Origin of the sequence: Hymenobacter oligotrophus (assembly GCF_003574965.1) — a bacterium.
Classification (GTDB): Bacteria; Bacteroidota; Bacteroidia; order Cytophagales; family Hymenobacteraceae; genus Solirubrum; species Solirubrum oligotrophum.
Window position 1 is genome coordinate 670,685 of sequence record NZ_CP032317.1, and the last position, 19,609, is coordinate 690,293.

The following is a 19,609-nucleotide window of genomic DNA, read 5'->3' on the forward strand; positions in this document are numbered from 1 at the left end:
GTTGCAACCGAGCAAATAAGGGCTACACCGGGGCAGTGCGAACGGCCCGCCCGGCGCCCTGCTCAGCTTTGCCGGTTTTGCATCCCCAACAAGCCTTGCCAAGGTAGGCAACAGGCACTTTACGGTTTAGCGCGCCGCCATCCCAACGCCGCTGCAATCATCCCGAAGGGTGTGGCAAGAAACCGTACTGCCGCACGACCTAGGAGACAAGCACCCTGCATCTTTTCGCTGCTGCCTTTCGGGGCGGTATTGGTGCGGCGTGGCGGCCATTACCGGAGCGGCCCATCATTCGGCCGGCCGATGTATTCCTCCTTCTGCATTTCTTCTATCGACATGACCGATACTTACCTGCGCAGCCTCGGCTTTGCGCCCCTCGACCAAAACGACCTAGGCGGCCGCCGCGCCTTCGATACTTCCTGGCGTTATCAGCACGAGCGCCGCGCCCTCGATGGGGCTTCTTTGTTCATCGAGCATCCGCTGGGCATAGCTAGCTGCCGCCTAAGCGCGCTGGCCGCACCCTTGGCCGCCCAGGATGTATTTGCCACCACCACGCTCCACGACCGCCCCGGCCTGGAAACTGCCATCGAAGCCTTCTACAGCGCGCACGGCGGCAAGGGCGAGGTGGCACCCCCCTTCGTGCCTTATGTGTACCGGCCGTTCCGCCGCCGGCACTAGCCGACTCCCTTTTCTGCTTTTAATTCAGCGATTATATGAATCAAGACCTACAAGACAGCCTGGCCAACAACGCAAAGGAGTGGTTGGCGTTGTCGCTGTCCATTTCCTCGGCCGAGAAACAAGCCTTCAACAAAGTTCACGACGGCTTTTACACCTCCTACGGCCCCGCGTTTATGGCGCACGTGTACCGCAGCACCATCGAGCAAGCCCTGCAAAGCATGCCCGATGCCGAGCGCACCAAACTGCTAGCGGCTTTTCAGGAATCCATGAGCAGAGCCATCGACGAGCATTACGCGCCTTCGGGACACTAAACTTCCAGTGACTTCCTGGCAAACGCAACGCCCCCGACCATTGGCCGGGGGCGTTGCGTTTGCTAAGAGGCCTGCCGGATACTGGCGCGTCACAGGTTCAGGTACTTAATCAGCCCGTACAGGCATATGGCCGCGCCGCCTATAGCCGATGCCCAGGGTCGAAGGGTCGAGCCATCGGTGCCAACCGTGAAATGGCTCGGGTTGGCAGGGTCGAAACGCACCCGCACCGTGTCGCCAGCTTGGCAGCCAGGTACGTCGGTTCCGTAAGCGGCACGAGCGGTTACCCATTCGCACTGCGGAGTCCAGAAACGGACCACGGCGTAGTAGCGGGGCGAGCTGGTTCCAGAATACTCAACGTCGACCACCACGCCCTCGGCCGTATCGCCGTGGCGGTGCAGTTTAATTTGGCGGTTAAGCAAGTTGGCGCTCAGGAGTAGCACCAGCGCACCGGCCGTTTCCGTCAGCAAAAAAGCTTGGTCGGCGCTATCCAACGAAAACACGGTTAAGCATTTTTTAGTACTTCCCGAATCCCGCTCAGCCCGCCCGCAATGGCCTCGAGCTTGGTGAGCACCTGCAGCACTTGGCCGGCTTGCGAGTTGCGCAGGTTGTCTTGGTAGGTGTGCTTGATCTGCTGCCAGCGCTGTTGCTGCTCGGGCGTGAGCCAGCCGAGCAGCTCGCGCAGCTTAAGTAGGTTGGCTTCGGCAGCGCTGGTTAAGGTTTGGGCTTCGCTTTCGTAGTGGGCGGCCAGCAGCTGCTCTACTTCCTGCTCGTTCATTACCGGGCGCACCTTTTCGGCCAGCTTGTTCATGTTGCGGTACGAGCCCTGCAGCTTAAACGGAGGCTCGGTGCGGTAGGCGTCGGCCTGGGCGGCGCTGGCAATGTAGGCGGCGTTTACGCGGGCCACCACGTCGCGCAGGCGCAGCAGCTTTTGCAGCACGGCCACGTACTCGCTGAGCTCCTCGGGAGCGTGGTTGCCCTCGAAGGTCAAGCCGTCGGCTTGGCCGGTTTCGGCGAGGCGGATGAGGGCGGGCACGTCCTGCGGCGCCTGGGTGGCCAGGCGACCTAGGGCGGCGTTGCTGGTGAGGGCGTTTTCGAGGTAGGAGAGGCGGAAGGCTTCTTCGGAGCCGGCCGTCAGGATGTCGCCTAGGTTGTAAATGTCGGCGCGGTTGGCGAGCATGTCGGGCAGCTTAAACACGTCGCCGGTTTCGGTGTAGGGGTTGCCGGCCATCACCACGCACACCTTGCGGCCGCGGAAATCGTAGGTGCGGGCGCGGCCCTGGTACACGCCCTCAATCTTGCGCTGCGCATCGCAAAGCGAGATAAACTTCTGCAGAAACTCGGGGTGGCAGTGCTGTATGTCGTCGACGTAAATCATCACGTTGTCGCCCATCTCGAAGGCCAGGTTCAGCTTTTCCAGCTCCTGCCGCGCGCCGGCATTCGGTGCCTGTGCTGGGTCGACGCTCGTAACGGCGTGGCCGATGGCCGGCCCGTTGATCTTCATAAAGATCAGACCTAGGCGGTTGGCCACGTACTCGAGCAGCGTGGTTTTGCCGTAGCCCGGCGGCGAAATAAGCAGCAGCAAACCCATCAGGTCGGTGCGCTTGCCCTCGCCGGCGGTACCAATTTGCTTGGCCAAGTTGGCGCCAATCAGCGGCAGGTACACCTGGTCGATGAGGCGGTTGCGCACAAAGGAGGTGAGCACGCGCGGGCGGAAGTCGTCGAGGCGCATGGTGTCGGCGGCTTGGGCCAGCAACTGCTTTTTCAGCTCGGCAAACCGCTCGAACTGCGGCTGCGTGTGCTGCACGTAGTGGTGCAGCCGGCGGCGGAAGTGCGGGAAGTTGAGCGCGTAGCTGTGGTCTTCCTGAATGCGCGGGTGCGTACCGCGCAGGCCGGGCAGCACCTCCGTAAGCGGCGTGCGCACCACCTGCGCGGGGTTGTAGCTACGCGTAACGAGCAGCGCGGCGGCCTCGTCGCCGTACTCAACCCAAGCCGTGTGGTTGGCTTGCTTGAGGAAAGCCTGCAGCCACTGCCGTACCAGTTGGTACTGCGCCGTGGGTTGCTGACCTAGGGCCGCTACCGAAGCCTCGAAGGTGTCGGTGGCGCGGCGCTCCTTCAGTTGCTTCAGGAAGGCATCGTGCAGATCGGCGGCTTCGGCGGAGGTGGTGAAGGGGGTAGCGCGGGGTTGATACTGCTCAACCACCATGCTGCCGCGGCCTTCAACCAAACCGCCTTGGGTGATACTTGCCGGCAACTGTCGGTTTTTGGAAGCCGAGGCTTGCTGAATCAACTCGTGCAGTAGGTAGGTGCCTGCTTCGGCTACTTCGGCTGGGGTAAACAGGCCACTTTCTTGCGCGAACTGGCTGAGGGCAGCCTGCAGCTCGGCGGCGAGCTTGCTTGTTTCCTGCGCGCCAGGGTATACCTGCAACAACAGGGCAAGGCCCCGAATCTGGTGCAACCAATGGGCTTTTTTATCGGCGGGGGCAAAGCGGTGCCAGTACAGGCTGGCGGCGGCGCGGGTTTCGGTGGGGTAGCGCAGCAAGCCGGTGGTGCGGGTTAGGCGCACAAGCGCAGCCAGTATTTGCGCCGCGTCGTGGTCGTGTACGCCTTTGAGGTAGCCCTCGGCGTAGCGCGGGGCCATGTGCTGCTGCACGTAGCTCAGCAGCTCGGCGGCACCTAGGCGCTCCAACTCCGCCACTTGCAGCGTGGCCGGTGCACCCTCAGCGGCCGGTGCTGGGTTTTGGGCGACTGCGAGCAGCTGGTAGGCCAGAAACTCGGCGCGGTACACATCGTGGTTTTCGGAGGGCAGCGTTTGCTCCCACACCGGGCGGGCCTGCTCCACGGCAGCATCGGCCACGGCCCGGAAGAAGTTGGTGCCGGTGAGGTGGTAGTGCAGCTGCCCATCGCGCAGCACCAGGGTCAGCTCCAGCGGTTGGGTATTTACCGTGAAGGTGTGCGGACCAAAGCGCACGCCCTGGCCACCGTCCACAAACAAGTCGGCGCGGTCTTTCAGCTGGCGTACGGCGTCTTCGCGCACCGTTTTCAGGCGCGATTGTAAGTCGTCGGCCTTTACGGCGTCGCCTAGGGCCAGCAGCTCATCCACAGTGCGGCGCACCTTCTCCACCATCACGTCGGCCGCGAAATGGCCGTTGATGTCGGCCACCGACGTGAGCTTGGCTACGCGGTTGTGCACCGCCTTCAGCATGCGCTCGGCCGATTGCAGCAGGGCCGTGGCGCGTTGGTTGCGCGCGGCTACCAGGCTTTGCTTGCGGGCCTCAAAGGCCTCGTAAGCTTCTTCGCGGCGGGTAGCTAGCTGACTTAGAAACTGGTCGAACTCCGGAAACTTGCCCTCCAACTCCTGCAACTGCACCATCAGGCGCGAGAGGTACTCGTCGCACTTGGCAGGCGTGTCGGAAAGGTCGAGGTAGTTTACCAACGACTGCTCGAGGAGCTTCAGCTGGGCGGCAAACTCGGCTTGGGCCTCGGTGCCGGCCAGGGCCTGGCGGCGTTTCTTGAGGGCGGCCCGCAGCTGGTTGAAGCCGGCGTAAATCCCCGAGATGTTGTCGATGATGCGGGTGGTCTGCGTGGGGTCGGCAATGGGCAGGTTGCCCACTACTTCAATCAGCAGCTCTAGCTCGGCGGCCACGGCGTTCATGTCCTGCTCGAGGCGGTTGGCTTCGGTTACCGTGGGCACCTGCTCGATGCCCGCACCTAGGGCAGCCACGCGCTCGGCGTAAGGGGCCAGGGCATTGTCGCGCAGCAAGAAGTCGACCGTACGCTGGGCAACTTCCTGCGACAAACCTTGCAGCTCCTCGGCGGTGCGCTCTACGGCCGCGGCGTCAACGTAGCGCAGTTCTTTCAGCGAAATAACCTCGCCGCGCACTTGGCGCAAGTTGGCCAGTTGCTGCACGTATTCCTGCACCTCGGTAGCATCGGCCGTGCGCTTGATGTAGTCGCGCAATTCGGCGGCGCGGCCCAGTACTTGCTGGGTTTGCTCGTGCGTGCTGCGACGAATGCGCTGCACCTTATCAAATTCCTCTACCGCCGAGGTAGCAGCCTGGCGGATGTCCTGCAGCGGCTCGGCCAGCTTCTCGGCGCCGGGCTCGGCCAGCCAGTGGTATGAGTCGGAAAGGGTAGTGGTGCGGCGGATCAGGTCGAGGTACAGGCCGGTGTAAGAGTCGTCCTTGCCAATGAGCGTAAGCACCTCCTGGGCCTCGGCCATGGCTCGCACAATTTCCTTGTTGCCCAGCTTGCCTAGGTAGCCATCCTGCACGGCAGGCAGCTGAAAGTTGGGGGCGGTGTAAGGCGTTTGCCAGATCTGTACGGCGTGGTGTTTTTTGGGCTCCTCGTCGGCGCGGAAGTAGCAAAGTTCGCCGTTCTCGAACAGCGCGTAGCCGTGGCACACGATGGGCGCGGCCACCTTCTGGCTGATCAGGTTGTAGCTCAGCAGCAGGTACAGGCCGTTGTCTTTCTGAAAGAACACGTACAGGAAATCCTCGCCGTTGGGCGAGGCCACGCGCTTCTCAAACACCAATTCAGACGGCACGTTTTCGAACTGCTTGCCGTCGCCGGTTTGCAGGTAGTAGCCGTGCGGGAAGATGAGGCCGTGGCCGTCGGGCAGCAGCACGCAGGCGTCGGCCAGGGCATCGAGGCGTTGGGCTTGGCGCAGCTTGGTGTTGTAAAGAAAGTAGCGGAACTGCTGCTCCTGGTACGGCCTAATCTTGAGCAGTACCAACTGGCCCACCACCGCATAGTGAATTTCGGCGTCGTCGAGGGTCTGGTCTTTGTTGTCGACGGGCTCGGAGTAAATACCTTGTCCCGTCTTGGTGTTGTCTTCGACCTTGATGGTGAGGTCGCCGCCCACCGTCTCCACAAACACCTTGTCTTCGATGCTGATGTGCGGGTGCTTGCCGGCGCGCTGCATGTCGCGGGTGGCACGCTTCCAGCTGAACTCGTGCTGCGGCGGAAAGGTGTACTCGTGGTCGGAGCGGTTGTCGAGGTAAGTCAGTGCCTCGCCCTGCACCAGCCACTTAAACGTCTTGATATCGTTAGCCGTTTTGCCCACCCGAAACACCATAAACAGGTGCTCGCCGCGCTGGGCAAACTTCACGAAGCGCGCGTTTTTGTAGTAGCGGTACAGGTTGCGCAGCTCCTCCAAAAAACCCTTTTCCTGAATGATGTCAAGCCCCACAGGGCGGAACTCTGGCCGCTGGTATGCATACACGCCAAACACGTCCTGCAGGTCCACCTCGGTTTTAAGACCTAGGAGCACGTTGAATCCGAACAGGAACTTGTCGCCGAGCGCCACCATATCCATGGGCACGCAGTTATGCTCGGTGGTGATGCGCCCGGTGCCGAGCAGTTGCCAGTCGAGCGCGCCGAAGACTTGCTTGCGGGCGGTGTTGAGCTTGTCGAGGCGGATGCGCAGGTCGGAGCCGCCTTTGGTCAGGCGGTTGCGCAGGATTTCGTAGGTGCCGGTTTCGAGTTGCGGAGCGGCGGAAGTTTCCATATGGGGAGCCCGTGCGGGCAGTACTAAAAGCTGGAGCTAGCTTATAAGGAAGAAGCTAGGGTTAAGACTAAGGCTAGTCCCCTCCTCAGATGAATTCCGCGACTGGAGCGGCGTGGGTTGAGGGTGGTTGACATTGACGTTTAAACGACTTTTATATCTTGCCTCTAGTATTTCAACCACCCCCAACCCACGCCGCTCCAGTCGCGGAATTCATCTGAGGAGGGGAGCTAGCCTTAGTTCTAGCTTTTAAATAGGGTGAGGCCCCTAATTCAGCGTGCTTACCACCTTGTCCGAGATACCCAGCATTTTGGCGGTGCCGGCTAGTTGGGTAATCGTGTTGCGGGTGGCGTCGTCGCCGGCTTTGTTCATCATCTGCAGCAGCAGGGCCGAGATGCTCAGGTTCTTAACATCATCCGAGCTGAGGCCGAACTGATTGACGAACTTGGTTAGGTTGGTTTTAAAGTCTACGCCGCCGGCGGCATCGAGCGGGAAGAAGGTATCCTTCACCGTAGTCAGCACCTGCGAGTTGCCCACGGCACGGTCGATGCTCTTGCCCTTGGTGATGGAGCCGATAATCTGGTCGAAGAACATGGTTTCGCCGCCCACGATGTCGATTTTGGCGGCTTTCAGAGCCTCGGCAATAACGCCCGACTGCGCGGCCGCAATGTCTTTCTGGATGCTGATTTCGGCCAGCTCCACGGCTTGGTCTTTAGCCAGCCGTAGTTTGAACTCCTCGTGCTCTTTGCCCACGCCGTCGAGCTTTTTCATGGCGTCGGCCTTGGCTTCGATGCCTTTGGCTTCTACCGCAAACATTTCTTCGTTCACGCGCACTTCGGCCAGGCCTTTCTTCTGCTGAGCGTCGGCCATGGCGTCTACTACTTCCACTTCTACCATCGCTTTTTCGCGATTCACTTTGGCAGCTACCACGCCCAGCTTCTCATCGGCTTCGGCTTGCGCCGTGGCTTTGGCCTGAATGGCTTGGGCTTCGGCCGTGGCGGTAAGCTGCAGCACGGTGGCTTCGGTTTCGCCTTCTTTCTGGCGGGCAACGGCTTTGGCTTGCATCACCTGGGCTTCGGCCAGGCCTACGGCAGCGGCTTTCGAGGCCTCGGCTTCGGCCAATGTACGGATGGCTTGGGCTTTAAACTCGGCCGAGGCTTTTTCGGCTTCGGCATCGATCAGTGCCTGCTTGGCGCGCAGCTCGGCGGCTTGCTTTTCCATGTCGGCCGAGCCTACGAAGTTGATGGTTTGGGCGTCGGTTTCCTGCTTGGCTTTGGTAAGCGCCACCAGCTTCAGGCGTTCGGCTTCGGCCTGAGCGCGAGTGTCTTTAATGCGCTCTTCTTCCTGCACGGTGGCTTTTTCCACGGCAATTCGCTCGCGGATAATGGCCTGAATGTTCTTGCGCTCTTCTTCCAGCGCTTTTTCTTTCTCAATCTGAGCCAGGGCCACGATACGCTCCCGCTCGTTGGCCTCCAGGGCCTGGGCCTGCGCCACGCGCTCGGTTTCCACGGCGTCGGTGCGTTGCTTGTTGCGCTCGGCCACCAGCACTTGCCGGTCGCGGTTTTGCTCGGCCACTTTCACTTCCTCCTCGGTTGCGAGGCGGGCGCGCTCCGACTTCAGCAGCTCTTCCTGCTGCACCTTGGCAATTTCGGCGGCTTCGCGGGCCTTAATGCTGGCAATTTCGCGGCGCTGCTTTTCCTGGTTTTCGGTCAGCTGCTTTTCCAGCTGCAGAATGGTTTCCTGCGCCTCTACGTCCTGCTTCTTGATGGTCTTCTGGGTTTCGCGCTCAATGGCGTTGGCCTGGATTTTTTGTTCCGAGGTAAGCGCGATAATCTTCTTGATGCCTTCGGCGTCGAGGATGTTGTCGTGGTTGAGCGCGTTCAGCGGCGTTTGCTCCAGGTAGTCGATGGCGCAGTCGTCGAGCACGTAGCCGTTCAGGTCGGTGCCGATGATGCGCAGGATTTCCTGCTTGAATTGCTCGCGCGAGTTGTACAACTCGATGAAGTCGAATTGCTTGCCCACGGTCTTTAGGGCCTCCGAAAACTTAGCGTCGAACAAAGCTTCGAGAGCGGTTGGGTCAGAGGCGCGGCGCGTGCCAATGCTCTGGGCCACTTGCACCACGTCGTCCTGGGTTTTGTTGACGCGCACGAAGAAATTCACCTTCACGTCGGCGCGTAGGTTGTCTTTGCACACCAAGCCCTCTTTGCCATGGCGGCTGATGACGATGGTTTTCAGGGTGATGTCCATCACCTCAAGCTTGTGCAGCACCGGTATAACGAAGATGCCCGAAAACGACACGCGGGTGTCGCCGAGGCCGGTGCGCACGAGGGCTTCGCCCTGCACGGCTTTTTGGTACATCTTCACCACAATGGCGATGATGCCAAGCAGGAACAGGCCGGCAATAACCAGCACTGCCAAGGATAATTGTTCGATCATGGAAGTAAAAAGTAGAGTTGTGTCAGAGTTGAAAGGGGTAGGGTGGGTGTGAGGCCTTGCCTAGGTGGCCAAAGCTGCGCCAGCTTGTGCTAGCCGAGCTGAATGCCAGGGTTAATTTGCTGCAGCGCGGCAATAAAGGCAGCTTTGTCGCGGGGCGATATCATCACCTCGTCGTACTTATTGTAGCTGATCTTCAGGCGGTCGAGCGACGGCGCGGGCGAGCTGAGCGGGTTGGTGGTGGGTACAATGCGGGTGATTTGCTGCACCGGCACCTGCCACGTAAACGGACCCGATTGAATGTGTAACGTGGCGTTGTCGATTAGCTCGTAGCGGGTGTAGAGCACCACGTAAGCCACAAAAGCTGCTACTGCCAAGCACACCAGCGCGCCCATAAGGGCACCGTAGAGGAAGTTGGCAACAGCGCTGCCAACGATAAGAGCCAGGATAGGTCCAAACAGCCACCAAGAAACCTTGGCAGGAAATAAGCGCGGCATTGGTTAATGAATTAGATTAGAAAAGCTCGAAGAAGAACTCGAAGGCAAACACGACGACGCGGCCTAGGACTTTGATGCTTCGGAAAAGCAGCCGAAACGTGACGTCGAGCAGGAATTCAAGCATAACCTGAAACCACAGCGGGTCGTCGTCGCGCGACGGGCGCGGTGGGTTAGCCGGCCGCATCAAAGGGCTCGATGAGGTAGCAGCGGCGCTGGGCGTCGTAATCGATTACCAAAGCCGTGTCGCCTTTGCGCAGCTCGGCGTTGGAGGCCGCGCGCACATTCAGCACCAACGCGGCGCCCTCGGCGCGCAGCGTGGCCTGGCCGAGCTGGTCGGCGGAGGTGGGCAGCAGCACCGTGCATACTTTGCCCAAGGGTTTGGCACCGGCTGCGGCATCTTGCTCAAGCGTAGCAAAAAGCCGTACGAATGGCGTAGTAAGCACTTTGGCCACGAACAAACTGGCCAGCAGCAGCGGCACCAAAAACAGCAGGCCTAGGGCAAAAGAGCTGTTGTGGGTGTAGTGGTTGAGCAGGATGCTGCCCACCCACAAGGGCAGCGACACAAAGCCCACAAACACCATCAGCGGCACGCGGCCCAGGTTGAAAAAAGCCAGCGCGTTGTTGAGCCAATCAACACCTACCTGCGCATGGTGGTGGCCGTGGTGCAAATCGGAGTTGCCTAGGTGAGCATCGGCGGGGTGGGTGCTTAGGTCGAGCGTTTTGAAATCGAGTAAGCCGATAATTACGGTAAGCCAGTACAGCAGCACGAAAACCAGCAGACCGGTAGAGAGTAAATTAGGAGGAGAAACTGCAGCGCGTAATAGTTCTGTCATAAGCATAATAAGGGTAGCTTAAAGGTAGAAGAATTACCGTGGACCAATACGCTGCCAACCGGCAACCGAAGTGAAGAAATTGTTACGCCGCCTAGGTGGCAGCGCCACTTGCGCTAGCCCGCAGCTTGTAGCCGGCGAATGTCGGCTTCCGGTTCGGTCGTCCGGGCTTTTAGCCGCCCTAGGTAGCCAAGGTGGTCAATGCCAAAAAGACCCATGCCGGAGGTAAGCAATAGCACTACCACGTTAGGCTCGGCGAGGCGCAAAAAGTGCAGAACAACGGCCGCAAAAAGCAGGGCCATGGAGGCGTAGAAAAACGTCTTTTCGTAGGCATTCATGGGGTTGTGTGCATATGCGGGGCAGTGCTAGCCTACTTGGGTTGGCTGGCATTAGGATGGAGGAAGCTGCGCCTCCAACTCGGCGATGCGCGTGTTCAGGCGCCGCGTGTAGCGCTGGTAGGCAATGCCCAGAAACATGGTGCCCAGCACGAGCAGCGAAATGGCGGTTTCGGGCCTGACGAGGTGCAGCAGGCGCAGAACCATGGTCCCGATCAGCAGCAGGAGCGAGGTGTAGTAAAGTGGCTTTTCGTAGGCGTTCATGTCGGTAAGTGTCCGGTGGTATTGGTTGTGCTTCGGGGCCCTAGGTGCCGCAACCGGTACTACAGGGCCGCAGGCGGTGCCGGTGGCAGCTGCGGTTGCTTGGCTAAGTTGAGGCGCCGGTTGTAGCGCGCCACGGCTGCCAACACGAACGTGAGACCGAACAGCACCAGCGTGGGCGCCACGCCCGCGTGCAGCCAATGGCCGGCGCGGCCCGCGAGGCTGATGACGAATAGCGAAAGCGCCAGCAGCATAAATCCTTTTTCTTGACGGTTCATAGTTATGAGTGGTAACGCCCCTACCTAGGGCCTGTGGTTACTGCTGCGGCTGCTCGGCGAGGCCCAGCTTCTGCTTCAGGGCCTGCAAATCGGCGGCCGCTTTGCCACCGGCGCTTTGCTCCAATGCTTTGTCAATTTCCTGATCGACGGTGCGGCTTTCCTGCGCGATTTCGCCGTACGATTCGGCCAGGGCTTCTTCCACGGCCACCTTCTCCTTCATGCGCTCGAGCAGGGCCACCGTGCCCGACGAATCGAGCTGGGCCAGCTGCTTGTTGATGGTTTTCGTAGCCGAGCTCACCGCGGCGCGGGCCTTCAGCGTTTTCAGCTCGTTTTCCCAGGTGCCAATGGTTTGCTTCAGGGTTTGCACGTTGGCATCGAGCTGCTGCGCCGAGGCTTCAAACTTTTGCTGATCAGCGGCGGCCCGCTCGGCCTGGGCTTCGTTTTCGGTTTTCTTACCTAGGGCTTCGCTGGCGAGGCGGTCGGCCTCGGCGGTGGCGAGGTCGCCGCGGTGGGCGCGCTGTAGCAACAGCACCGCCTTGGTTTCGTAGTCCTGGGCTTTGGTGCGGAAGCTTGCGGCCTCGTTGCGGCTCCGGATGGCCATGGCTTTCACCTCGGCCAGGGCGTGCAAGCTTTTGTCGAGGTCCTGGCGCAAGTCGCGCAGGCCTTGCTCGGTCATCTTGATGGGGTCTTCAAGCTGATCGACTGCGGAGTTGGCTTCGGCCTGACCAATTTTAAACAAGCGGGAAAAGATGTTCATGGCGTTACTGGGGTTGGTAGTTCGAAGGGAAAGTGAGGTGACAACAAGGGCAAAGGCGCGGCCATGCCCCGGGCACCTAGGGCTGTTGGCAAACCGGCTGCGAGTAAGCTGCAGGCAGGAATTAAGAGGCTAGCACGGGCGCGGCCACGCCGCGCGAAAACTCAATCAGCTCGTCGGAAAACTCCGTGAGCAGCAGGCTAAGCGAGTTGAGCACGGCTTCCAGCTCCGATTGGTCGAGGGTTTCGATTTGCAGCGTGTCGCGGAAAATTACTTTGCGGCCCGACTCGTCGAGGGCAAAAGCCCCGTGAATGATGTCGCGGTTTTTCTGCAGCAGGCGTTGGTACACCTCGCACGATGGTGTCGGCAGCTCCAGCAGGTATTGCTCCATAATCAGGAGCGGCTCGCCACAACCCAGCACCAGGTTGCGGATGCCCAGCGCCGGGTTGTCAACCACCAACACGCCGTCGTGCTCGTCGGCGTGGCGGATATCGAAACCAAGTGCCAGCAAGTAGTTCTTAACAGTAGCGAAGTAGCGGTTGGGCATATGCGGCAGTATTGGCGGTGTGGTAGTAGCGGAAGGTAACCAAACTTAGCTGGGTTGCCAATGCTCAAAAAAGTAGCGGTGGCAGGTGGTGGTTGCGGTGTTTGTGGTAGATTTACGACGCAACATTACTGAAAGTTTTAGATGTGCTCAAAGTTTGAGCGCAAAATTTTTTCGGCAGAATGTCCTACATCGGAAATAATATTCGGAAGATTCGTGCAGTTAAAAAGCTGAGCCAGGCAGCTTTCGCTGAATTGTTTGGTTTGGCCCGACCAAGCGTTGGGGCCTACGAAGAAGGTCGCTCCGAGCCAAAAATGGAGACGCTGATTCAGATTGCTCAGCATTTTGGCTTATCGGTTGACTTGCTACTAACAAGAGAGCTTACCGTAAACGACCTCTACCGTTTCGATATATTTCAGCAGGAGTTGAAGGCTGCGCCAGCGCCCGATGTGAAAGCCGAAGCCGACAAACAGGCCCACCTAACGCCGCTAGTGCCCGCCGACCGGGTGCTCGAGTACATTGTGCACCACCACAACCCGCAGTTCATCGACGAGCTAACTGCCCTTACGTTTCCGCACCGCCTCGGGCCGGCCACGCGGGCTTTCGAACTTAGTGGGGCCGATATGCACCCCACGCTGCGCCATCACGATGTGGTGCTGTGCTGCCCCGTGGATAAGGCCGCGCCCGTGCTGCGCGTGGGCGAGGTGTACGCATTCGTGACCCAAAACCGCTTGCTGGTGCGCCGCCTGGCCGAGCGCCTGCCCGATAGCCCCGTGCTGCGCCTGCGCGCCGACAACCCCGATTACCCCGTGCAGGAATTTGACCTGGGGCAGGCCCTGGAAATTTGGGAGGTAAAGGCCGTATTCAGCACCCACCTGCGCCCGCCGGCCGTGCTCGAAGACCGCGTAAGCAAGCTAGAGCGGCAAGTAGAAGAACTGCTAACGCGGTTGCAGTAGCCCGGGCGGCTGTATATTTCGCGCCGCAAAACGCGCGGGCAACACGTCAGCGGCCCGCCTGCTACTCCCCACAACCGCATGAGCCAACTTACCATCAGCAGCCTTGCCGACCTCGAGCAGTACGAGGGGCAAATGCTAGGCACCTCCGCGTACCACACCATCAGCCAGGAGCAAATCAACAGCTTTGCCGCCGCCACGCTCGATTTTCAGTGGATTCACACCGACGCGGAGCGCGCCCAACGCGAGTCGCCGTTTAAGGCCACCATTGCGCACGGCTACCTCACGGTGGCGTTGTTGCCTTACCTCTGGCAGCAGATTGTGCGCATCGAGAACCTGAAGATGCAGGTGAACTACGAAATCGAGAGCCTGCGCTTCAATCAGCCCGTGGCCGTGAACAGCGAGGTGCGCTTGTTGGCCAAGCTGTTGTCGGTGAAGAACCTACGCGGCATTGCCAAAGCGAGCATCGAGGTGATTTTGGAAGTGAAGGACAGCAAGAAGCCCGCCTACACGGGCATTGTCACCTTTCTGTACCACTTCAACGACTAGGTAGCTACAGCTAAATAAAGCAAACCGCCGGCACTTGCCTTTCGAGGTGAAGTGCCGGCGGTTTGCTTTTGTAAGAGGTGCCAGTAGCGTAGCCCGCGCTACATCCATTTACCGCAAAGGTTGTCCCGCTTGAGGCGCATTGGCTGAATAGATGCCTTCAGATTTTGCGTGTTGCACAGCCCTAAGTGCCGCGCTACTCTTGCTCGAACAGGGGCAGATAGCCCAGTAGCTGCAAAGTCCCCACAACGAGAAAGCCCAACCCAATAACCACAGCGAAGCCAATGCCGGTCGGTTTTTCGGTGGCGAAGTCGGCATTTTCGGGGTTCTGCGGATCATAGATTACTTCTACCTCTTGGCCCACTGTGTACTTGCCGGCTTCCCCGAGCGACTCGGTATCGGTGGTGATTTGGCCGCCACCCCGGACGGAAAACTGCACCATAGAGGTAAGCAAGCCGCTGCGCGAAGGCGTTTGCCCGATGAGGGTAGCCTTGCTGCGCACGCCGCGTTGTGCGCGCGTTTGCTGACTGCGTCGAGCATACAAGCCCGTGAACATGAAGAACAGCCCCATGGCAACGAAAACAACGGACTCGACGTGGAAAGAAGGATTCATGAGGGGAGAGGCGGAGTCAAAAACTCCGAAAGCTAGTGCCCGTCAGCAAATATTCAAGCACTAAGCTATTGCTTACTTACTAGTAAGTAAGTACGTTTGGGCGTTATGTCTGCCCAAGCAACATCCTCCGCTCTCGATACCCGCACCCGCATACTTGACCTAGGCGAGCAATTTATGCTGGCCCGTGGGTTTAACGCGTTCAGCTACCAGCACATTGCCAAGGAGCTGGAGGTGAAGCCGGCGGCCATTCACTACCATTTTCCGAGCAAGGAAGACCTAGGCGTGGCCATCATTCGGCGGCAACTCAACCGCTTGCGCAAATGGCGCGGCTTACCGCGCGTAACGGAGCTTACGCCCGCGCAGCAGTTCGATGCTTTGCTCGAGGTGTACCATGGCCGCGTAACCGAACGGCAGCAGGTGTGCTTTTTCGGGGCCTTGGCCGCTGAGTTTCAGACGCTGCCCGAAGCCATGCAGCAGGAGCTGCGCACCTTCACCACGGAGCTAACCGAGTGGGTAGCTGGGGTGTTGGCCGCCGGGCGCGAAGCAGGCACCATGCACTTCAGGGGGCATCCGGTTTCGAAAGCCTCGCAGGTGCTCACCACCTTGGCCGGTGCGCTGCAGGTAGCGCGCGTGTACGATGCCCGCCAGTACGAACGCATTGTAGCGCAGCTGCGCACCGAGCTGCTGGAGCCCGCCTGAGCGCCGGCTGTGGCTTCGTAAGTAAGAAAGCGGCGCCAATGCGGCGCCCCATATGTCACCTTATAACATTACCCTAGTTATGGTGAATACGTATTCGCCCGCGTACGACCGCGCCGCGACCCTCATGCCCCCACTTGTTTCGCCTTCGGAGTTCCGGTATGCCGAGCCACCCGGCATTGGTTGGGTGCGGCTGAAGTTCCGAGTGCTTTCGGCTATTTCAACCGAACTGGCGTTTCGCGAGGCGTGGCGCATGTTCTGCACGCCGCGGCGGCTACCCCGCAAAAAGTGGGAAGAGGCTGCGCTAGCCACGGCCCGGGCTTTCCGGGTACCGTTTGAGCGGGGCTCGTTGGCCGCCTACGAGTGGAACCCCAAGGGCCAGCGCACCGTGCTGATGGTGCACGGCTGGGAGCACCGAGCCGCCTTCTGGGGCGTGTTTGTGGATGCGCTGGTGCGCGCCGGCTACCGCGTAGTAGCCTTCGATGGGCCCGCCCACGGCGACTCCAGCACGGGCCGCCGCACCAACTTGCCGCAGTACGGCCGCGCCACCCAAACCGTAGCCAACCACCTAGGCGAGGTGTGGGCGGTGGTTAGCCACTCCTTTGGCGCCGCCACCACCGCGGGGCTGCCGGTGGTGTTCAACCAGGGCCAAGGGCTGCCTAGGCTGGTGCTGATGAGCGCCCCCGGCAACACGCCCGCCGTGGCCCAGCGCTTTGCTGATTTACTACACCTCTCGCCAAAAGTGCTGGCCCGCATGGCGCGCCACGTGCGCGAGCAGCACGGCCGCGATGCCGAGAGCTTCAGCCTAACCCAAGCCGGCCCGCGCGTGCAGGCCGAGCGCGTAATGCTGCTCCACGACTGCAACGACGACTCAGTGCCGTTCACGGAGGCGCAGGAAGTTGCCCGCAATTGGCCCGGCCTGGATTTCCGGCCCACCAATGGCCTAGGTCATAACAAGATCATGCGCGACAAAGGGGTGATTCGGCAGGTAGTGGAGTTTTTAGGGTAACTGAACGGCTGTAGAGCGGGCTGCAGCCCGCGTTTGCTAGCACGATTCCGTTGTTGCGTGTCCTGTTCAACGATACCGTTCTAGCAAACGCGGGCTTAAGCCCGTTCAAGGTGCTGCCCTAAATCTCCTCGTGGCCGGCTTCATCCAGCTCCCGCAGCAACTGCCGCAGGTTCTCCGGGTCTTGCACGGCTTTCTGCACTAAGTCCAGGTACTCAGCTTCGCCGCGTAGGCTGCGCTTCACTTGCCGCAACTCGGCTTCCTGTTTTTTGCCGGTACCCATAAAGGCGTTCCGGTCGCCGAATTTCAGTTGTTGCAGGCGCAGCTTCAGCTCCGTTTGCTGTTGCTGCAGCGCCCGGGTGTAGCGCATCAGCAGCTCATCGGATTCGGCGTCGGAGTCGCCTTGGCGGTGCTCGGCCAGTAGTTGCAGCAGGGCGTAGAGGTCGTCGGCTTCGTAGGCGCGGGTGATGCGCTGCATGCGTTCGGTTTTCTGGCGGGCCAGCTCTGGGTCGCGCTCCAGGTCGGGGTGGTTGGCGCGGGCCAGTTGGCGGTACACGGCTTTGGTACCGGCTTGCAGGCGCTTCTGGTCGGCCGCGAGTGCTCGGGCGGCGGCTTCCTGCTCGCGTTCCTGCTTTGATTTGCGCTTGCCGCGCTGGTGCGCGTGGTGCTCGGCGTGCTCGTGCCAGGTATCCGAAGCAGCTGCATGTTTGTCGTCGGCCTTAGCCGACCTAGGCTCGGCTGGGCGTTGCTGCGGGGCGTAACGGCGGATGAGCTCGGCTACGTCTTCGCCGAAACGGTTCTGCAATGTAAGCGCATTGCGCAGCAGCAGCTCTTCGATGCGCTGCTCTTCCAGGCGGCTGAAGTAGCCGGTGGTAAGCGCGGCTTCCAGCGGTTCAAACAACGAACGGCGGGCGGCTACCACGGCATCGGCCAGCGGGCCTACCTGGCGCCAGTACTTGTTTTTGGCTTCGCGCTGGGCTTGCTCCAGCTCCTGCACCTGGTTGCGCAGGTTTTCTACGTCCTGTACTGCTTGCCGAAAGGCCTGCTGCGCCGGGGTGCCGGTGGGTTCGGGGGTTTGGCCGTGCCGGCCTACCTCGCGCTGGGTTTTGGGCGTGTGGCGGGCATCAAACTCTTCAAACTCGGGTAGGGGCATGGGCGTCGGCGGCAGCGGTAGAAGGCGAAGCAGCGGGCAAAGGTCGGCAAGAAGCGGCGCCCCACAGCGCGTAGGCCACGGCAAAGGTGTTGCAGTGGGCATCCACGATGTCGGCGATGCGCTCGGAGTAGCCGCCGCCCATGCTCACGGCCACGGGCAGCCCGAGGGTGTGGCACAGGCCGAGCACGTATTCGTCGCGGTGGCGGCAACCGGCGGGCGAGAGGGCCAGCTTGCCGAGCTTGTCGGTAGCCAGCACATCTACCCCGGCCTGGTAGAAGATAAAATTGGGTTGCACGCGCTCGATAAGGCCGGGCAGCACGGCCTGCAACTGCCCTAGGTAAGCGGCGTCACCCATGCCTAGGGGCAGCTCCACGTCGAGGTCCGATTGCTCCTTGCGCAGCGGGTAGTTGGCGCCGGCGTGCATCGAGAAGGTGAACACCCGCGGCTCGTGCCGGAAAATAGCCGCGGTGCCGTCGCCCTGGTGCACGTCGAGGTCGACCACCAGCACCTGCCGCGCCAGGCCGTGGTGCAGTAAGTGGGCGGCGCCAATGGCAATGTCGTTGAGCACGCAAAAACCCTCGCCGCGGTTGGCAAAGGCGTGGTGGGTGCCGCCAGCGCAGTTCAGGGCCACGCCGTCGCGCAAGGCCCGCAAAGCCGATTGCAGCGTGCCCGCCGACGAGGACAAGGAACGCAGCACCAGCTGCTCGCTTTGCGGCAACCCTAGGCGGCGCACCTCGGCAGGGGAGAGCTGCAGGTCGCGCACCTTGTGCCAGTACTCGGCGGTGTGCACGCGCAGTACGTCTTCTTCGGCGCACAGGCCGGGGTCGTAAAAATCTTCGGGCGGGGCAATACCCTGCCACAGCAGCTGCTCCCGAATCAGCTCGTACTTGGCGATGGGAAAGCGGTGGCCTTGGGGTAGTGCAATGGTGTAGCGGTCGGAGGTAGCGAGGCAGGGCATGCGGGTAGGCGCTGAAGACATGTAAAACGAGATTCGCCTCGCTCCGGATGAGAGTTAGGGAAGCTGCAACGTGGTCTGTTGCACGCGCATCAGCATTAGCCAGAGAGGGCCGAATGGTGCAGGCAGCTCAGGTGAGGCTGAGAAAGCAGCAGCCGGGCATGTAGTGCCAGTGCAAAGAAAGGCTGCGCAGCTTGCTTCACTCGTGTTCTCCGTCGCGGCCAATTGCGGGTAGTGGTGGCCCAGCAAGTGGGCAACCCCAGCCAGGTATCAGCCGGCGCCAGCGGTGGGCGCAGCGAACATGCGCTAATCAAAGTGTAATAGTACAAAACCAAGTGTAAGGGTTGAGGTATGGCTCCGTATTTATACCTAATTATGCTCGTCAATAAGTTAATTATCAGTAGGTTTAACATCCGTATGTCAGGGCGGGGTCGTAGGTTGTTACAATTTGATTTATACCAACCAAAAAACCTGATATGCTGAAATCTAAACCCCTTCCCGTTCCGGACGAGCACGTGCCGGCCAACCTGCAGGCCCCAGTGGAGCGCCGCACTTTTCTGCGCTACGGGAGCGCAGCCCTGGCCCTGACCGGCTTGGCCCTGGCCGGCTGTGCCAAGGACCCGGCCGACGACCTGGAGCTGAACGCCGTCACCTCACAGGACGAAGGCACGAACGCGCTCGTCGACGTAGGCACCGGCGACTTCGGCGTGCTCAACTACGCCTACGCCCTGGAACAGCTCGAGTCTGCTTTCTACGCCCAGGTGCTAGCGGGTAGCTACCACCTGCGCGCCTCTGCGGCCGAGAACTACGCCCTGTACGACATTCACGAGCACGAACTAGTGCACCGGGATTTCTTCAAGGCGGCCATCGCGGCGCTGGGCGGTACGCCCATTCCCAACCTGGCACCAGACTTTTCGGGCATCGACTTCGACAGCCGCACAAGCGTGCTCACGGCAGCCCGCACTTTCGAGGACCTAGGCGTAGCTGCCTACAACGGCGCCGGGCCGCTGCTGCGCAGCCCGGAACTGCTGGCCATTGCCGGCAAAATTGTGTCGGTGGAAGCCCGCCACGCCGCCTTAATACGTGACATCATTCAGGATGGCACCTTCGTGGGGCCCGATGTGGTGGACTTGCGTACGGGGCTCAACCAGTCGCTGCGACCGGCGCAAGTGGTGGCCCAGGCCAACCGCTTTTTGCAGCCGGGCTCCAAGCTGAACGTGAGCGGCCTGAGCCGGGGCTAAGGCCGGCGCATTGTTTCACCCGATA

General features: G+C 60.7%; 21 protein-coding genes. 7 read left to right on the plus strand and 14 right to left on the minus strand.

The genetic code is table 11. The annotated features are described in order from the left end of the window. The first annotated feature begins 333 nt into the window (after window positions 1-333). Both D3Y59_RS02730 and D3Y59_RS02735 read left to right on the plus strand, forming a co-directional pair. The gene (locus tag D3Y59_RS02730; protein WP_119443653.1) at window positions 334-675 is read left to right on the plus strand and encodes a hypothetical protein; all 342 of its coding nucleotides are present in this window, start codon (window positions 334-336) and stop codon (window positions 673-675) included. A gap of 35 nt (window positions 676-710) precedes the next feature. Then, complete coding sequence (locus tag D3Y59_RS02735) at window positions 711-986, plus strand: hypothetical protein (protein WP_119443654.1); 276 nt, start codon at window positions 711-713, stop codon at window positions 984-986. Between the two features lie 89 nt (window positions 987-1,075). Here the strand turns inward: D3Y59_RS02735 and D3Y59_RS02740 are convergent, their stop codons facing one another. The 11 genes from D3Y59_RS02740 to D3Y59_RS02785 form a co-directional block, all read right to left on the minus strand. Beyond that, window positions 1,076-1,486, minus strand: coding sequence for a DUF3592 domain-containing protein (locus D3Y59_RS02740; protein WP_119443655.1), 411 nt, complete (start codon window positions 1,484-1,486; stop codon window positions 1,076-1,078). Between the two features lie 2 nt (window positions 1,487-1,488). After that, window positions 1,489-6,492: a DNA repair ATPase gene (locus D3Y59_RS02745; RefSeq protein ID WP_119443656.1), complete on the minus strand. Its 5,004-nt coding sequence runs from the start codon at window positions 6,490-6,492 to the stop codon at window positions 1,489-1,491. A gap of 264 nt (window positions 6,493-6,756) precedes the next feature. Beyond that, on the minus strand, window positions 6,757-8,925 hold the full coding sequence (locus D3Y59_RS02750; RefSeq protein ID WP_119443657.1) for a flotillin family protein: 2,169 nt from the start codon (window positions 8,923-8,925) through the stop codon (window positions 6,757-6,759). A gap of 89 nt (window positions 8,926-9,014) precedes the next feature. Next, window positions 9,015-9,419, minus strand: coding sequence for a PH domain-containing protein (locus tag D3Y59_RS02755; RefSeq protein WP_119443658.1), 405 nt, complete (start codon window positions 9,417-9,419; stop codon window positions 9,015-9,017). Window positions 9,420-9,435: 16 nt separating this feature from the next. Beyond that, window positions 9,436-9,603, minus strand: a complete 168-nt coding sequence (locus D3Y59_RS18150) for a hypothetical protein (RefSeq protein WP_162910497.1) — start codon at window positions 9,601-9,603, stop codon at window positions 9,436-9,438. Continuing rightward, on the minus strand, window positions 9,590-10,252 hold the full coding sequence (locus D3Y59_RS02760) for a hypothetical protein (protein WP_162910498.1): 663 nt from the start codon (window positions 10,250-10,252) through the stop codon (window positions 9,590-9,592). Before D3Y59_RS02760 ends, D3Y59_RS18150 begins: the two co-directional genes overlap by 14 nt. Before the next feature lie 113 nt (window positions 10,253-10,365). After that, window positions 10,366-10,587 (minus strand): hypothetical protein, encoded by a 222-nt coding sequence (locus D3Y59_RS02765; RefSeq protein WP_119443660.1) that lies wholly within the window; start codon window positions 10,585-10,587, stop codon window positions 10,366-10,368. A 51-nt stretch (window positions 10,588-10,638) separates the two neighbouring features. Continuing rightward, window positions 10,639-10,848, minus strand: coding sequence for a hypothetical protein (locus D3Y59_RS02770; protein ID WP_119443661.1), 210 nt, complete (start codon window positions 10,846-10,848; stop codon window positions 10,639-10,641). Window positions 10,849-10,907: 59 nt separating this feature from the next. After that, on the minus strand, window positions 10,908-11,123 hold the full coding sequence (locus D3Y59_RS02775; protein WP_119443662.1) for a hypothetical protein: 216 nt from the start codon (window positions 11,121-11,123) through the stop codon (window positions 10,908-10,910). Window positions 11,124-11,160: 37 nt separating this feature from the next. Beyond that, window positions 11,161-11,880 carry a PspA/IM30 family protein gene (locus tag D3Y59_RS02780; RefSeq protein WP_119443663.1) on the minus strand — a complete coding sequence of 240 codons (720 nt, stop codon included), beginning with the start codon at window positions 11,878-11,880 and terminating at the stop codon, window positions 11,161-11,163. Between the two features lie 121 nt (window positions 11,881-12,001). Further along, complete coding sequence (locus D3Y59_RS02785; protein ID WP_119443664.1) at window positions 12,002-12,424, minus strand: YbjN domain-containing protein; 423 nt, start codon at window positions 12,422-12,424, stop codon at window positions 12,002-12,004. Between the two features lie 179 nt (window positions 12,425-12,603). On the opposite strand from D3Y59_RS02785, the gene D3Y59_RS02790 reads away from it, so the two are divergent. Both D3Y59_RS02790 and D3Y59_RS02795 read left to right on the plus strand, forming a co-directional pair. After that, a complete protein-coding gene (locus D3Y59_RS02790) occupies window positions 12,604-13,377 on the plus strand; it encodes a LexA family transcriptional regulator (RefSeq protein ID WP_119443665.1) in 774 nt (257 codons plus the stop codon). Window positions 13,378-13,455: 78 nt separating this feature from the next. Beyond that, complete coding sequence (locus D3Y59_RS02795) at window positions 13,456-13,923, plus strand: MaoC family dehydratase (protein WP_119443666.1); 468 nt, start codon at window positions 13,456-13,458, stop codon at window positions 13,921-13,923. 193 nt (window positions 13,924-14,116) lie between these two features. Here the strand turns inward: D3Y59_RS02795 and D3Y59_RS02800 are convergent, their stop codons facing one another. Beyond that, window positions 14,117-14,533, minus strand: a complete 417-nt coding sequence (locus D3Y59_RS02800; protein ID WP_119443667.1) for a DUF3592 domain-containing protein — start codon at window positions 14,531-14,533, stop codon at window positions 14,117-14,119. 105 nt (window positions 14,534-14,638) lie between these two features. On the opposite strand from D3Y59_RS02800, the gene D3Y59_RS02805 reads away from it, so the two are divergent. Further along, window positions 14,639-15,232, plus strand: a complete 594-nt coding sequence (locus D3Y59_RS02805; RefSeq protein ID WP_119443668.1) for a TetR/AcrR family transcriptional regulator — start codon at window positions 14,639-14,641, stop codon at window positions 15,230-15,232. 79 nt (window positions 15,233-15,311) lie between these two features. Beyond that, window positions 15,312-16,238, plus strand: coding sequence for an alpha/beta fold hydrolase (locus D3Y59_RS02810; protein ID WP_059070248.1), 927 nt, complete (start codon window positions 15,312-15,314; stop codon window positions 16,236-16,238). A 118-nt stretch (window positions 16,239-16,356) separates the two neighbouring features. On the opposite strand, the gene D3Y59_RS02815 is transcribed toward D3Y59_RS02810, so the two are convergent. Together D3Y59_RS02815 and D3Y59_RS02820 are read right to left on the minus strand one after the other, a co-directional pair. Further along, a complete protein-coding gene (locus tag D3Y59_RS02815) occupies window positions 16,357-17,388 on the minus strand; it encodes a J domain-containing protein (protein WP_119443670.1) in 1,032 nt (343 codons plus the stop codon). Next, a complete protein-coding gene (locus D3Y59_RS02820; protein WP_119443671.1) occupies window positions 17,369-18,346 on the minus strand; it encodes a histone deacetylase family protein in 978 nt (325 codons plus the stop codon). Before D3Y59_RS02820 ends, D3Y59_RS02815 begins: the two co-directional genes overlap by 20 nt. Window positions 18,347-18,819: 473 nt before the next feature. Here D3Y59_RS02820 and D3Y59_RS02825 point away from each other — a divergent pair, with 473 nt between their 5' ends. Then, on the plus strand, window positions 18,820-19,584 hold the full coding sequence (locus D3Y59_RS02825) for a ferritin-like domain-containing protein (RefSeq protein ID WP_119443672.1): 765 nt from the start codon (window positions 18,820-18,822) through the stop codon (window positions 19,582-19,584). Window positions 19,585-19,609 lie beyond the last annotated feature (25 nt).